At 43.4% G+C, this 14,576-nt stretch carries 12 protein-coding genes; 7 read left to right on the forward strand and 5 right to left on the reverse strand.

The window, feature by feature from the left end:
• The first annotated feature begins 4 nt into the window (after positions 1–4).
• From Q1A08_RS12960 to Q1A08_RS12980, 5 genes are all read left to right on the forward strand, one after another.
• A complete protein-coding gene (locus Q1A08_RS12960) occupies positions 5–685 on the forward strand; it encodes an OmpA family protein (RefSeq protein WP_299773553.1) in 681 nt (226 codons plus the stop codon).
• Positions 682–1,359 carry a DUF2894 domain-containing protein gene (locus tag Q1A08_RS12965; protein WP_299773555.1) on the forward strand — a complete coding sequence of 226 codons (678 nt, stop codon included), beginning with the start codon at positions 682–684 and terminating at the stop codon, positions 1,357–1,359. Before Q1A08_RS12960 ends, Q1A08_RS12965 begins: the two co-directional genes overlap by 4 nt.
• Positions 1,360–1,486: 127 nt before the next feature.
• On the forward strand, positions 1,487–2,641 hold the full coding sequence (locus tag Q1A08_RS12970; RefSeq protein WP_299773557.1) for a paraquat-inducible protein A: 1,155 nt from the start codon (positions 1,487–1,489) through the stop codon (positions 2,639–2,641).
• Positions 2,638–4,266: an intermembrane transport protein PqiB gene (gene pqiB / locus Q1A08_RS12975; protein ID WP_299773559.1), complete on the forward strand. Its 1,629-nt coding sequence runs from the start codon at positions 2,638–2,640 to the stop codon at positions 4,264–4,266. The genes Q1A08_RS12970 and pqiB overlap by 4 nt, the downstream gene beginning before the upstream one ends.
• Positions 4,267–4,275: 9 nt before the next feature.
• Entirely contained in the window at positions 4,276–4,860 is a 585-nt protein-coding gene (locus Q1A08_RS12980; protein WP_299773561.1) for an ABC-type transport auxiliary lipoprotein family protein, read from the forward strand.
• A 58-nt stretch (positions 4,861–4,918) separates the two neighbouring features.
• On the opposite strand, the gene Q1A08_RS12985 is transcribed toward Q1A08_RS12980, so the two are convergent.
• The 3 genes from Q1A08_RS12985 to Q1A08_RS12995 all read right to left on the reverse strand — a co-directional run bounded on the left by Q1A08_RS12985 (position 4,919) and on the right by Q1A08_RS12995 (position 9,927).
• Positions 4,919–8,005 (reverse strand): GGDEF and EAL domain-containing protein, encoded by a 3,087-nt coding sequence (locus Q1A08_RS12985; RefSeq protein ID WP_299773563.1) that lies wholly within the window; start codon positions 8,003–8,005, stop codon positions 4,919–4,921.
• A gap of 436 nt (positions 8,006–8,441) precedes the next feature.
• Positions 8,442–9,224 carry a hypothetical protein gene (locus tag Q1A08_RS12990; protein ID WP_299773565.1) on the reverse strand — a complete coding sequence of 261 codons (783 nt, stop codon included), beginning with the start codon at positions 9,222–9,224 and terminating at the stop codon, positions 8,442–8,444.
• Position 9,225: 1 nt separating this feature from the next.
• The gene (locus Q1A08_RS12995) at positions 9,226–9,927 is read right to left on the reverse strand and encodes a hypothetical protein (protein ID WP_299773567.1); all 702 of its coding nucleotides are present in this window, start codon (positions 9,925–9,927) and stop codon (positions 9,226–9,228) included.
• A gap of 578 nt (positions 9,928–10,505) precedes the next feature.
• Here Q1A08_RS12995 and Q1A08_RS13000 point away from each other — a divergent pair.
• Both Q1A08_RS13000 and arsB read left to right on the forward strand, forming a co-directional pair.
• Positions 10,506–11,723 (forward strand): alginate export family protein, encoded by a 1,218-nt coding sequence (locus Q1A08_RS13000; RefSeq protein WP_299773568.1) that lies wholly within the window; start codon positions 10,506–10,508, stop codon positions 11,721–11,723.
• Positions 11,724–11,967: 244 nt separating this feature from the next.
• Positions 11,968–12,984 (forward strand): ACR3 family arsenite efflux transporter, encoded by a 1,017-nt coding sequence (arsB, locus tag Q1A08_RS13005; RefSeq protein WP_299773570.1) that lies wholly within the window; start codon positions 11,968–11,970, stop codon positions 12,982–12,984.
• 3 nt (positions 12,985–12,987) lie between these two features.
• Here arsB and Q1A08_RS13010 read toward each other — a convergent pair whose 3' ends face one another.
• The gene (locus tag Q1A08_RS13010) at positions 12,988–13,881 is read right to left on the reverse strand and encodes an AraC family transcriptional regulator (protein WP_299773572.1); all 894 of its coding nucleotides are present in this window, start codon (positions 13,879–13,881) and stop codon (positions 12,988–12,990) included.
• Between the two features lie 130 nt (positions 13,882–14,011).
• Positions 14,012–14,563 (reverse strand): nuclear transport factor 2 family protein, encoded by a 552-nt coding sequence (locus Q1A08_RS13015; protein WP_299773573.1) that lies wholly within the window; start codon positions 14,561–14,563, stop codon positions 14,012–14,014.
• Positions 14,564–14,576 lie beyond the last annotated feature (13 nt).

Below are 14,576 nucleotides of genomic sequence, written 5' to 3' on the forward strand. Positions count from 1 at the left end.
CGACATGGAAGAACTGGAAGACGCCAATAGCGAATCCTCACCGGTCTGGGCCATTTTCGGCGATCTAATGTCAGGCTTGGTAGGTGTATTTGTTTTAATTCTAGTATGGGTGCTTGGCTTTCAATTAGAGCTGGCCAAAACCCTAGAAGAAGAGGTTAAAAAACGCGAAGCTGAAGAGCAGCGCCGTCTTGCACTAGAGCAAGCTTTGGCAGATCCACTGTCTAGTGGCCGAGTAACGTTGCGCGATGGCCGCATTGGTATTCGTGGTAGCTTCTTATTTGCTAGCAACTCAGATCAACTGCAACCTGAAGGCGAAGCCTTATTGCAAACCTTGGTAGAGCCGCTGCATGTATACCTGACTGATCGCGATCAATTATTGATGATCAGCGGCTTTACCGATAACCGCCCTATCCAAAGTGGCAATCTACACTATAAGGATAATTGGGAGCTTTCTGCCCAACGTGCATTAACGGTTACTCGCGCCTTGATCGACTCGGGCATGCCACAGGATCGCGTTTTTGCGGCTGCCTTTGGTGCTCAGCAGCCCGTGGTTGAAAATAGCGATGATGAAAGCCGCGCGAAAAACCGTCGCGTAGAAATGGCACCAGTACCTAGAAACAAATCACAAACTGGCGCCAGTCAAGCCAATGCAATGGCAATAGACAATCCAGGCAGTCGTTCATGAGCAATGTCGCCGAAGCACTAGCGCAACTGCACAGTCGCGGTGGCCATCATTTCGATCCGATTCGCTATGCCTATATCGACGCCCTGATTCAGCGTGCCATTTTACTCCCCGACGAAGCCTCTAACTTAGTGCTCGCTAAGGCCAATAAAGCCTTGCAGCGCTATCAGCGGGACTTCGAGGCCGCAGAGGCCAAACAACAAAAGATCAAACAAGAGATCGCAACAGAAAATCAGCCCGCCATCAGCAAACTCTCGGCGCTCACCCAAGAGCTCCTGAATCGAGATATTGAGATGGGCGAGCAAAGCCAGGAAGAATCACTCACAGATTTCTTGCAGCAACAAGAAAAGGCCGTGCTTAACAATGTAGGCAAAAGCCCTAGACGTAAATCCGGTAGCCGTAAAGAGTTAAAGTCCTTAGCGTCCTTTCGCAGCTCTTGGGAGAAAATGCGCGGTAGCCGTGTCGCCATGGCAGTTGGCAATGAAGCCCCAGAAAACCCAGGCCCGCTTAACCAGCATATGCTGGTAATCACTACCCTAACCAAGATGCAGGAACTATCACCGGCTTATTTTAATCGCTTCGTGTCTTATATGGGCTCACTAATGTGGTTAGAAGAAGCGGCTCAGGAAGCTAAATCCAAAAGTAAATCAAAGGGCTCTAAGAAAGCAAAATCTTAAGGGCCAGTCCGAATCTGGCACAAGGCTGCTGAGTTTTGACATCCAAAGGGCGTCTTAGGTAAGGTAAGCACCATCTTTTAGCTCTGTTCAGGCTTCACGCCAAGCCTTGTATATAGGTTTCCACTTTATGCCAGCCACGCAGCACGATTTAGTTAACTGCCACGAATGTGACTGGCCAAGCGCTCTACCTGAGCTTGCACACAATCAAAATGCCCATTGCCCACGCTGCGGCTATAAACTAGCCGCACAAAAGCATAATCATGAACAGGCGATAGTGGCGCTATCTTTAACTGCGTTGATTTTCCTTGGTTTTTCTCTGCCCTTTGAGTTTCTATCGTTTTCTAGCCAGGGCTTATCTCAATCAATGAACTTACCCGGCAGTATTCAGATATTAGCCAGTAGAGAATATTTATCATTGGCGACTTTACTGCTTTTAGTCATTTTTATCTTACCGGCAACAATCCTATTAAGTTTATTCTACCTTTATTGCTGCCACCTTTGTAAATTCAGTCCCTGGGGCGCCAACCGCATTGCCAAGCTGATTTACCTGTTTTTACCCTGGAGCATGGTAGAGATCTTCCTAGTAGGTGTAACCGTTAGCTTGATCAAAATCGTATCTTTAGCCGATGTTGGATTAGGCCCCTCTTTTTACAGTTATATTGGTTTTACTGTTGCCACTGTCGCGACATTACTCTATGTCGACAAACAGCAATTAAAAACACTTTTTGAAGTTGAGTTTGCACACCGCCCCGTTCAGCAAGAGCTTAGTATTCAGCGAACTTGGGCCTTGTTACTGACATCCCTGATTCTCTATATACCAGCAAATGTTTTACCCATTATGTATACCCGCACCCTAGGGCAAGACGAGCCCAGTACCATTATGGGGGGCGTCATTTTGTTATGGGAACTGGGTTCTTACCCCATTGCGGCCATCATTTTTATTGCCAGTGTCGTTGTGCCAATAGCAAAGCTGATTATTCTCTGCTGGCTAAACTACAGCGTGCAAAAAGGCCTAAGTAGAAACCGCCAAAAGCGAATCTACTGGTATCGTGTAACAGAGTTTATCGGTCGCTGGTCTATGGTGGACGTATTTGTGGTTGCGATATTGGTAAGCCTGATTCAGCTGGGTAATATAATGAGCATCTACCCGGGGCCAGCCGCTATGGCTTTTTGTGGTGTGGTCATAGCAACCATGCTGGCGGCGATGAGTTTTGATACACGATTAATTTGGGCCAATCGCCACTGGTCTACTATAACATCTGGAGCAGGTAAGCCTGTATGAGCGAAGACAATCAATACTCTGATATAGCCGATATACAAGACTCTAGAAAGCTATCCGCTGTCTGGCTGGTTCCCTTTGTCGCACTCATTATTGGCTTGTGGTTTATTTATTATCAATGGAGCAACCAAGGCCCAATGATCAGCATCGCCTTTGAACATGCCGAAGGTCTTGAAGCAGGTAAAACTAAAATCAAAGCCAGGGAAGTTGATATTGGTCTAGTTAAAAGCATTAAATTGAAACCCGATTTAAGCGGTGTGGTGATCACAGCGCAAATGTCCAAAGAAGCTGAGGACATGTTGACCGAAAACACCGAGTTTTGGATAGTTACGCCTAGAGTGTCACTTAACGGTATTTCTGGCATGAGTACCCTGCTGTCTGGCCCTTACATTAATATGGAGCCTAGCTTAGAGGGCAAAGCCGAAACAGATTTTGACGCCCGCAATGAGCCACCAGTCACCCCGATTGGCACACCTGGGTTACATATCACCCTAAATAGCAATGATGAGTTTGCCTATGAGAAGGGTGATGCCGTTGTCTATAAAGGCTTGAAGGTGGGCGAGTTCGAAGACATCTACTTTAACCTCGAAGAACGTATCGTCTATTACAATGTTTTTATTAAAGCCCCTTACCACCAACTCATAACCAAAAACACTCGCTTTTGGAATGTCAGTGGAGTTAAGTTTAAACTGGGAGCAAATGGCCTAGAAGTTCAAACCGGCAGCGTGGAAACACTTTTAACCAATGGGGTCACTTTTGATGTGCCCAAGGGCATGCCCCTAGGTCAACAAATTACCGAAAGAGACTATTTCGATATTTATCCCGATTATCAAAGTGCCAGCGATCAGCGTTATAAACACGGAGTAAAGTTCGCCCTAATGATCGATGACACCGTGCGTGGTTTGAAAGTAGGAGCACCTGTCGAATACCGCGGATTAGTCGTCGGCAAAGTGCTTGAAATCAACCCCGAAATCTACGCCAAGCAACTGGTCATGGATAACAATTACTCCATACCAGTAATTATCGAAATCCAACCAGGGCGAGTTCAGCAGGATGACAGCCCAGAAGGTGTAGCAATCTTGGAAAAGCAAACACTAGCCGAAATTAAACGAGGCATGCGGGCGACACTGGAAACCGGGAACCTAATTACCGGTGCGCTTTATGTCGATATTGATATCTACCCAGAAATGGATGCCCCGGATTCAATTAGCAGCTTTAACGGCTTTACCGTGATACCGACAGTGCCAGAAGAAATCGGTCAAATAGCTGAAAAGATGAACCAGGTACTTAATAAAATTAATCAATTACCTCTAGAAGAGTTCGCCAAGAATGCGAATGAGCTACTAACTGATTTGTCGAGAACGGCTAAGGCTTTACAACATACCAGCCAACAGGCAGACAAACATATAATTGCTGAGATGGGTAATACGCTGACAGAGCTGAATGTACTCTTGAAGGATTATCAGCACGGCTCAAATACCAACAGTGAAATAATCCGCACTATGAAAAGTGTACAACAGGCTCTAGACGAGTTTCAGCCTCTATTAAAACAGCTTAACCGCGCACCAAATAGTTTAGTTTTTCCGAGTGCAGCGCGTGAAGAAATTGAGCCTACGAGAGAAAAGTAAGGTAACTATATGCGTTCTAAAATAATCACAATATCTCTTATATGTACGGCTGCGCTGTTATCTGCCTGTGCATCGCAGCCAGAAGAGGTCAGCTATTACCTACTGCACAACCCAACTAGTAGCGAGGTTCATCAAAGTAGAGATTCGGTAGAACAAACTATTGTTTTGCAACAACTGGAGTTAGCTGACTACCTAAACAGCCAACATATTGTAATGCAACTCAGCTCCAGCCAGCTGCAGTTTTCCAATAAACACCGCTGGGCTGAGAGCCTGCAAGTAGGGGTTAAGAAGGCCCTGCTGCATGAACTTAATAAGACGTCTGTCTCTACTCAATATGTAGACAGCAGACAATTGGGAAGAGCCAAAGCTAAAGCCTTGCAGGTAAATATCGATCACCTTCTAATCACAGATAATTCCAAGATATTAGTATCTGGAAGCTATTGGCTTCAAAACGACAAGGCGCAAGCTGCCATACACAACTTTGAGATAAGCAATGCCCTTAGCCACGATGGCTATGAGCACGCAATAGCACAATTACGACTTGCACTTGTGGAGCTCGCTAGAAAGATAGATCAGTCAGTTAACAAGAACTAAAATATAGATGGGCTCAACACCATAAGAAAAATAAACGGATAGAATTAGGCAAAAACATCTAGCGATAGGCCTGTATAAATTCAGCAAGCCCATTGACAGATAAGGGCTTACAGTAAAAGTATCCCTGCATATTGCTGCAGCCACTTTCAAGAAGAAAGTGCTCCTGCTCATCGGTTTCCACACCCTCGGCCACTACACAAAGGCCCATTCTATCTGCCATCCCAATGATTACTTCAGTAATAGTATTGTCGTCCTGACTGCCGATATCACTAATAAAGGTTTTATCAATCTTCAACTTATCGATTGGCAGCTGCTTAAGGTAGCTCAGCGATGAGTAACCCGTTCCAAAATCGTCAATAGCAATAGAAACTCCCAGTTTCTTTAGCTGCTCTAATTGCCGAACTGCGAATTCTGGATCTTCCAACAACATACTCTCTGTGATTTCCAACTCTAAATACTTCGCATTCAGTGAAGATTCTGCAAGTGTTGAAGCTACTCGCTCTGGAAAGTCGCCTTTTAGTAACTGACGACTAGAAACATTTACAGCCACATTCGATATTCTATAGCCTTCATCAATCCATTGCTTAACACTTTGACAGGCACCTTTCAGCACCCAACCTCCAATCTCTTCAATCAAGCCAATCTCTTCAGCCAAGGGAATAAATTTATCTGGAGGAATAAAACCTAACTGCGGATGAATCCATCGCAATAATGCTTCTAGAGAAACAGAGTCCGGTTTTTCCATATTAATCTGTGGCTGATAATAGATTTGCAATTGACCCTTACGAATAGCATCATGCAAATCAGCTTCTAGAGACATCCGCTCCATGGCATTAAGCGTTAGTTCTTCAGTATAAAATTGATAGTTCATTTTTCCTGAAGACTTAGCTCTATACATCGCTGCATCGGCATTGCGGATCAAGGTCGATCGGTCTTCACCATCATTCGGGTATACTGCCACGCCCATGCTTGTCGACACACGAATATCTTGCCCTGCCAGATTAACTTTAGAATTCACTTTTGCCATAAGCTTTTCGACGACATAAGCTACATTTTCTGGGTCAGCTATATCCCCTAAAACCAACAAAAACTCATCACCACCAATTCTTGCTACGGTGTCTTCGGCCCTAACGGTCTCACTAAGAACCTCAGCAACCTGCTTTAATAGGAGATCGCCAGTTGCATGACCCATCCCATCATTCACAAACTTAAAATTATCGAGGTCAATAAACACCACTGCAACATATCGCTTTCGCCGCTGGGCATGCTTCAGAGCCTGTTCCAAGCGTTCGTTTAAAAGCAGCCTATTGGGTAAGCCCGTTAAAGCATCATGATGGGCCATATGATAGAGCATCTGCTCAGATCTTTTGATTTCACTAATGTCCGTCATCAAGCCTACGTAGTGAGTCAGTGTGTCTTCGTCATACACACAGCTGATTGTTAACCAGCTCGGTCGTTTACTCTTGTTTTTGTGGTAGGTCCAGATTTCCCCTTGCCACTGTTTAAAGTGCTTCAAACCATCCCAAACATTACTGTAACTAGAGCGATGCTTGCGCTCAGAAGAAAACATTTCCGGGCGGCTACCTACTACCTCAGACTTCTTAAACCCGAGAATTTTTTCAAAGGCACTGTTCACATCCATAACAACGCCACTTCTGTTGAGGATCATTACGCCCTCAGCAGCATTTTCGTAAACACTCGCAACTAGTCGTAGGCGCTCATCCAATCGCCGGCGTTCGGTAATATCGAATTCAGAACCAGCCATTCGAGATACCGAGCCGTCATCTTCGAATTTTGCAACTCCGCGATCGGCGACCCACCTAATGTCACCATTTTTACAGACTATTCGGTACTCTTCTTGGAATACCTCGGTCTTACCATCAAAATGGTCATGTACCGCCGCCATAACACGCTGAACGTCGTCCGGGTGAATCCCCCGAATCCACTCGTCTTGTGAGTCAGACAACTCACCGAGAGTATAGCCTCGTAATTGAGCCCAACTCTCTGAAAAATAAACAGACTGAGTTTTTACGTCCCAATCCCAAATCGCGCCATAGGAACCTTTGACAACTAATTCATAACGTAGAATCGTTTCGTTTAGCTGCTTATCAATACGACGCTGCTCAGTCATATCGCTTAGGCTGACAGGTACTAAATAGTAATCTCTATCTTCCTTTGGCAGTTGGATATTAAGCTCTACAACAATTGTTTCGTTAAGTGCATTAACGAAGTTGAACTCAGCCTTGAAGGACTCATCCTGTCGCCACAGTGCCGCAACTTCCTTTTTAAACATACTAACAGCACCAGGGCCTAGCAGTTTTTTAGAAATTGAATAGAATTCTTCCTCACTAGCCACCTTAAATAACTTCAGGCAAGCGGAATTGATTTTTAATATGGGCATCTTTAGAAGTATTGAATAAACCTCTTTGCTATTTTCTTCTAGATATTTATCGATATCTTGGATGCCGCGTTTTCTCAAGCGCTTCAAGTAGTCATTTAGCTCGCTCAGGTCTTCGCACCACATAGGAGTTTCGGAGTTGTCGAAAAGCAGACTCTGGCTCTTTAATCTATGGAGAGTGCATATATTTTTCTTAAACTCGTCCGACAGTTTAGAAAAATGCAAAGTCTCATGCGGAGTGTAAATACGCTCACTGTCTCGGTGTGATACCCCCAACAACATGGGCTCACCTGTTTCGATTTCAATTTTTGCAAACAGGGTCTGTTGAACGATTAAAGGTTCAGTAAAGCAGGGGTTTAAAGCTTGCCCATCAAAATGGAGCGAGGAAAAACAAGCAAATACTTGCTCTGATAGCCCATGGCTATTTGGGAGAAGCTCATCAAATACTACATCGTAGACCGAAAAGCCGTTACCCCCAGATACTGAATAGGCCTTAGCAAGCAGCACGTCGCCGCCGAAAGGGGTAATTAAAAATGCCTGATCTACTTGGAAATATCTTCGAATGGCTTCCAGCGCATTCTCGAAATACTCACCTGAACCGGACGATTGATGAAAGATGTCATAAAGATCGGTAATGGCTTCTTCGCAATTTATATTCAATTGCTTATTTAGCTTAAGCTCATCTAATTCGTTTTGGAGGTCAATCAGGAGCTTATTATTATTTTCATTAGTAGCAAATTGGGTCACGAAACTATTCAACCTCATCAGGCTCTAAAACTTCGACCACCATTAAAGCCAGATTGAATCAGGCTAGTTGTCATATCACCATAAAGAACTATATGTATAACAGACAATCAGTACTATTCAACTATTTTGTATACAATCACACAAAGTTTTAGCACAAGAAGATAAAACAGCACAATATTGTGCCAAAAATGAATCTGGCGCCACGAATTTGGAAGGCAATATATTGATTAACGCTTGATTTAGTCCCTGTAATTTATGCGGGTAAAACAAAATACAAGTTCAAGTATTGCTGTTTTATAAGGATCCATTCAGGAATAATGATTCGGGTTTTACCCAAAGCTAAAGAAGATAAACTAAATAAAATAAAGGGGGGTGTTGGCTAAATAGATCCTATAATGATTTCTACAACCACAATAGGACCATTTTCACCTATAGGCTATAGCTTATGATGCTTGAAAATATCTAACAGCAAACGCTCAATCATTTCTGTATTGAAGAAAACTGTACGCGGCAAATCACCCTCTTCTACTTTAAGATAGTAACTTCTCGAAGAATCCCAGCGTTTTCTAAGCTTAGAAATTTTTTTCTTCACTTTTTCCGGGTAACCATTGCTTTCAATTTTAGCTAATCCGTCATCAAAGGTTTTTACCGTATTACTGGTTTGCTTGGCAACGTTAAAATCTTTGAATCCTGCTATAGAAATGATGTACAACTTCGCCATACGTTCAATCAAATAGCGCTGCTGCTCGATAACATCAATCATTTCACCAGCATCAGGGCTCGTTCCGTAGAGAACTCTAGCAATATTTTCAGATCCTTCCAAAAGTACTTCACCCATATCAATCACTAGTAAACCTGTGTCTCGGCTGTACTCTTGATTGAGGGTATCCTTAAACTCAGCCCATATCATTTCAACAAACATTAAATCATCTTCAATCTGATCTTGATTCTTGAATGATTTCAGCTTGCTCAAGCTCGCATCCACATTAGCAATATGCTTGCTTAGCATCTGCTCTGAACGTGAGGCATTTAAGTTCTCCCCTAGGTAGAAATAGTTTTTTACCAAGCTTTGACTCATCACTGCGATATCTTCTGCAGCAGTTAGGTAATCAATATTTTCCACCTTTCCAAAGGCGGCCTGGCTTAGACTCAAGATCGATAACGCCAGTATCGCAGCTTTTTTAGCGAGGGCACTGGCCAGTATATTTAAGAAACTCATTTTACTTCTCTTCAATCGCCACAATTAAATCATGTATGACGTCGTTAATTTGTGTCACTAGTCGGGTTGCCGACCGTTGCCCTAGGGCGGGTACAAAGCGGCCAGATTTGCTCTCAGCCATTCGCTCGAACACTAGAAAAGATTTTTCAATCTTATCCAATTTCACTTTGGTAGCATCACTCACGTACTTCGGATAAGCTTTTTCAATAAGCTCATGATAGTAAGCTTCAAACTCCTCCAAGATGGTTCGCACCTCCTCAAAGTACTTTGGATTTGGCACATCCCAAGCTCTCATCATGTAGAGTGCAGCTAATCTTTGAACTTCCATTCCCAGTTCTGCCGCCACTATGACGTAGTGCTCTCCTTCAATACGAGTTTCAGCAGCAATTAGCTCCGCGATTGCCCAACACTCCTTATCAAAATCCTCGATAATATGATGCAACTCTAGGACTTTTTCTCGATCAGGATTGGCGAGAGCAATCTTCTTGATCTTTATCCAGGTCTTCTCCTTTTCGATCACCATTGCGTCAATCTTAGGCCCCAAATGGTGCCCTTCTTTCAGAGCCTGAAACTCAGCATCGATCTTCTCAATGGTTTTCTTTAGGTGCTTGGCGGGATCATCGTATTTAACCCCCATCCCGACTAGGGAGTAGTCTTTTAGAACGGTCTGAACGTTGGTGCAGATATCCGCAATATTATGCACATCCTCAACCGAGGCAGCTGCATACACACGGAAATTGACACAACAGAGAAACAACAAACAACTCAGTATTTTGGGCCTCCACAAGCGCCCTCTATCTATATATTGCACGGCTATAGATTCCTACGATCTAGTTAATGATTAAAAGCTCTTCACTCGAATGTATCTTCGATTATGAATATCAGCCTTTCTCCGTAGAATAACGGAGGACTTAGTATGCCTATAATATTATGACTGCCCAATGAATAGGCTATATCAAACGCATATAGACGCCTCACCCTTTTACACCGACTACTCTAAACAGCGCTCACTTCCCGGTGTTAGCCGTTTAAAAATCGCGCGGAAAACTAACACATTTTCTTAGTTATAAATTGGCAGCAAAGAAAGTTTTCAAGCCAATTAACAACAAATAGTTACTTTATCTGATTAACGGTAGCTATTTTATGATTACCAAAAAAGACAAGTATCAAAGCCAAACAAGCTACTTGCCTAGACGACTTCAAATTTGTCATTTTTGGCAATACTCAAATCTGAGCGGCACGCTAAGTGCCTAAATAGTTAACTCAATGTAGGAGCCTCAGATGATTAACTCGATTAAGCAATCAGGTGAGAGATTGAGCTTAGCGTGTTTGCTTATTCAGGTTTTTCTATATGCCGAAACATTATCCGCGGGGCAGCAAAACCCATCTACTAAACAAGGGTTTATCAGTGCTAGCACAGTTGGGTTGAGTTTTCGCCTGCGTCATGAGCTGGTAGACCAAGATGGTCTAAGCGAAGACGCTAAAGCCAACACTGTTCGTACACGTGTAAGCTGGCAGTCGGGCACTTCCTCTAACATTTCAGCTAAAATTGAATTTGATGATGTTCGAAGTATTGGGGATGATAATTACAATAGTACTAGCAATGGCAATACTCAATACCCTGTGATTGCCGATCCAGAAGGCAGCGAGATCAATCAAGCCTTTATCCAATATAAAGATAAGCTCTTCAGTGCTATCTTGGGAAGACAGGGAATTAAATTGGACGATCAGCGATTTGTGGGCACTGTTGGCTGGCGTCAAAACGAGCAGACCTATGATGCATTGAGACTAAAATACCTTGGTGATTCCAAGCAGTTCGACTACAGCTATATCGATAATGTGAACCGTATATTTGGCCCTGATGGCGATAAAGCAAACCTCAAAGCTCAAAGTCACCTATTCAATGCAAAATTCACACTTACCGAAAACCAACAATTAGCGCTTTTCAATTATTACTTAGATTTTGATCTCTCGGCAGCACTTTCTAATAACAGCTATGGTTTACGTTATGCAGGGAAGCATAAATCTCTAAGCATTACCGCCAGCTACGCTCAGCAAACTGATGCTAGCAGCAACCCTACTTCCTACAGCGCCGATTACTGGATGCTAGAAGCTTCGGGGAAAACCGGCATCGTGAAATGGAAAATCGGGCAGGAAACACTTGGAAGTGACAATGGTAAAAAAGCATTTACCACGCCGTTGGCAACACTACACAAATTTCAGGGCTTTGCTGATAAATTCCTGGGTACCCCCAATAACGGAGTCGAAGATCGATGCATGGGTTTCGGCAGCAAGCTTTCAGATATCGCAATCAACGTTAGCTATCACCAGCTAACATCGGAATATGGTAATGATAGCTTGGGCGATGAGTGGAATGCTTCTGCCGCCTATACGTTTAACAAGCATTTTAATGGGCTTTTAAAATATGCAGACTACAATTCAGATAGCCATGCTACCGATACTCGTAAGCTATGGTTACAACTACTTATAAGCATTTAAGCGAGCTGCCTATAATATAGGTGATCACATAGATTGGTAATTACACACCAAGCTATCTACAAAGAAATACGTCAAGGGCAAGCGCCCGTCAAAAAAGCGCTTTGGTAAACCCTACAAGCTTATCGCTTCCAAACTCCGCCCAATCTCCTTGCAAATACGCAAGTTGTTTTTAACTCTATACAAACCATAAAATACGCTTTACCATATATATGAATAAACGCATTTATATAGAAAGGTAGTCGCTATGGGTGTTTTCGAGAGGTTCCTGTCAATTTGGGTGGCAATCAGCATCTTAGCCGGTATTGCTCTAGGAAATGTTTTCCCCAATACATTTCAGGTTTTGGCAGGCCTTGAATTCGCCCATATCAATATCTTAGTGGCTGCGCTGATATGGCTGATGATTTTTCCAATGATGCTGCAAATTGAGTTCCGAGCCTTAGCTAAAATCAAGCAACAACCTCAAGGATTACTGCTCACTATTATCCTAAATTGGCTGCTAAAGCCCTTTAGCATGGCGTTTTTAGCCTGGTTGTTTTTCAAACTGATTTTTGCTGATTGGGTAGACCCTAAGAGCGCTGAGGAATACATCGCGGGTATGATTCTGCTCGGGGTTGCACCTTGTACAGCGATGGTATTCATTTGGAGCCAACTCACCAAAGGAGATCCAAACTACACCTTGCTGCAGGTATCACTCAATGATGTCATCATGGTATTCGCCTTTGCACCAATCACTGCTTTGCTACTAGGCGTAAGTGATATTCAGATTCCATGGGGCACGTTGCTATTATCGGTGCTCCTCTATGTTATTCTCCCCTTAATCGCAGCTGTGCTTATACGAAACCTCTATGAAAGATTCCAACGAGAGAATCAGCTGAGTTCACTGCTGCAACAAATGAAGCCTTGGTCGATCGCGGGCCTCATGGGGACAGTAGTCTTACTATTTGGTTTTCAAGCACAAACGATCTTACAAAAGCCCTATGAAATTGTATTAATTGCTATACCCTTATTGATTCAAACATATGGCATTTTTGCTATTGCCTACTTTGCCGCTTTAAAGCTAAAACTACCCCATAATATTGCCGCGCCCGCTTGTATGATCAGCACCTCAAATTTCTTTGAATTGGCTGTTGCTGTAGCCATTTCTTTATTTGGCTTGCACTCTGGTGCTGCACTGGCGACAGTGGTTGGAGTATTAGTAGAAGTGCCGGTAATGCTTAGCCTTGTAGGCTTTGCTAATCGAACAAGACACTACTTCGATTGATAACTAAGGTTTCAATTTGCTTGGAGTCGTGTGGTATTGCTTTTTAAAGGCACGCGTAAAGTGAGCCTGATCATTAAAGCCGCATTCTATCGCGACCGATGATATGCTCTTGTTTCCTGCGATAAGCTTTTCACGGGATAAGGTCAAGCGTTGATTAATAAGGTACTGATAGGGTGTTACTCCGGTGAGTTTTTTAAATTCTCGTAAGAAGTAAAATTTGCTGCAATTGAGCAGCCCAGACATTTCTTCAATCGTGATCGACCGGCTAATATTTTGCACTATAAGTTTATCAATCTTTTCCAATTCTTGATGAGAAAATTTCGAACCATCTTCTTGCTCTTTTTGCTTATCTAAATAATCGGAATAATTATTAATATAATGCACTGCCAACAAAGACAGTAAATTTTCCAAATAGGCTGACCCATTTCGACCTAGCGCTTGAACTTCATGCAAAAATAACTCAAGGGTAGCCCTCAGACTATCATCTTGTACATTGTAGTTTTTGAGAAAACGTAATTGCTTACCCTGCAAATCAATAGGGCAAGCATCTATAAACCTCTGCTTTTCGATAGCGACAATAAGGAAGTAACAGGGCTCATCAATGCTATGGGTAAAAGGTGTTGCTGGTGGATTAATCCATATCTCACCAGGTATTGTATGCAACTCAGATAAAACGCCTTCAGTATCAGCCTGCCAATTCAGGTCCTGCTCCAACCCTAAAGCGAAATAGAAATAGGGGGTTGAGACATGGCTAGGGTAAAAATGGGGAGATGAGCCCTTTTCCACAACAATACCACGCCAGCCCAGGCTGCGACTCGATATTTCGATATCAAGAACTTCGCCACAGTTCGATGGCTCCCCAGTATTGTGATCAATAAATTTTAGCAGCGATTCCACATTAATCCTCAAGGCACATGGTTTTTGAAGCCCCTCTCAATACAACGCATGGATCAATATTAACGCCACTTTGGACAACACAAAAGCCCTACGACAGGGCAATTGTGCTGACTCATTTTGAAAGTAACGACTAAAGCTCGTTTGGCAAAAGCGATTGTCTGAGCCGATGCTTAGCCCCAGCAAGGCTAGGGGCTTGCTGGAGAATTTCTCGACTCCCCTCCTCCCGTTGCAGCTCAACCACTACCGAATCTATTAGCCAATGACCATCCAATCTGATCAGCCCAAAGCGGTATTGACCATCTATCGACCAATAACCTTCTTGTCCCAGCCAGTGGCTGGCAGTGAAGTTAGCCGCAGCATTTGCACGACTGCCCTCGATACTGACTTGAATACTACTCAAGTTGTGAAATGTTTTGTCGAACCCCGGCAGGAAAGCCATCCAACGTTTCATCAAATCGATACGTTGAACTCGCTCAGGTTCCCCTCCAAAGATAGAGCGATAATCCAACTCCACTTCAGGAGCGAGTACGCGAGCTAAATATGAAAATGCACCATGATCAGCGAAGACCGAAAAGCCATTGATGGCGTTTCGTATTTCAGCCTCATCTTTGTCAACAGCTTGTACATTACTACTCATCACAACAACCCCAATAAACAGGATAAACCACAGCTTTGCAGACATAGCGCCCCCTCAA

This window comes from uncultured Pseudoteredinibacter sp. (assembly GCF_947500695.1).
Taxonomy (GTDB): Bacteria; Pseudomonadota; Gammaproteobacteria; order Pseudomonadales; family Cellvibrionaceae; genus Pseudoteredinibacter.

Excerpts from the sequence above, each read along its gene's own strand:
- Q1A08_RS12960 (WP_299773553.1), top strand. The coding sequence starts at position 5 with ATGGAAGAACTGGAAGACGCCAATAGCGAATCCTCACCGGTCTGGGCC.
- Q1A08_RS12965 (WP_299773555.1), top strand. The coding sequence starts at position 682 with ATGAGCAATGTCGCCGAAGCACTAGCGCAACTGCACAGTCGCGGTGGC.
- Q1A08_RS12970 (WP_299773557.1), top strand. The coding sequence starts at position 1,487 with ATGCCAGCCACGCAGCACGATTTAGTTAACTGCCACGAATGTGACTGG.
- pqiB (WP_299773559.1), top strand. The coding sequence starts at position 2,638 with ATGAGCGAAGACAATCAATACTCTGATATAGCCGATATACAAGACTCT.
- Q1A08_RS12980 (WP_299773561.1), top strand. The coding sequence starts at position 4,276 with ATGCGTTCTAAAATAATCACAATATCTCTTATATGTACGGCTGCGCTG.
- Q1A08_RS12990 (WP_299773565.1), bottom strand. The coding sequence starts at position 9,224 with ATGAGTTTCTTAAATATACTGGCCAGTGCCCTCGCTAAAAAAGCTGCG.
- Q1A08_RS13000 (WP_299773568.1), top strand. The coding sequence starts at position 10,506 with ATGATTAACTCGATTAAGCAATCAGGTGAGAGATTGAGCTTAGCGTGT.
- arsB (WP_299773570.1), top strand. The coding sequence starts at position 11,968 with ATGGGTGTTTTCGAGAGGTTCCTGTCAATTTGGGTGGCAATCAGCATC.
- Q1A08_RS13015 (WP_299773573.1), bottom strand. The coding sequence starts at position 14,563 with ATGTCTGCAAAGCTGTGGTTTATCCTGTTTATTGGGGTTGTTGTGATG.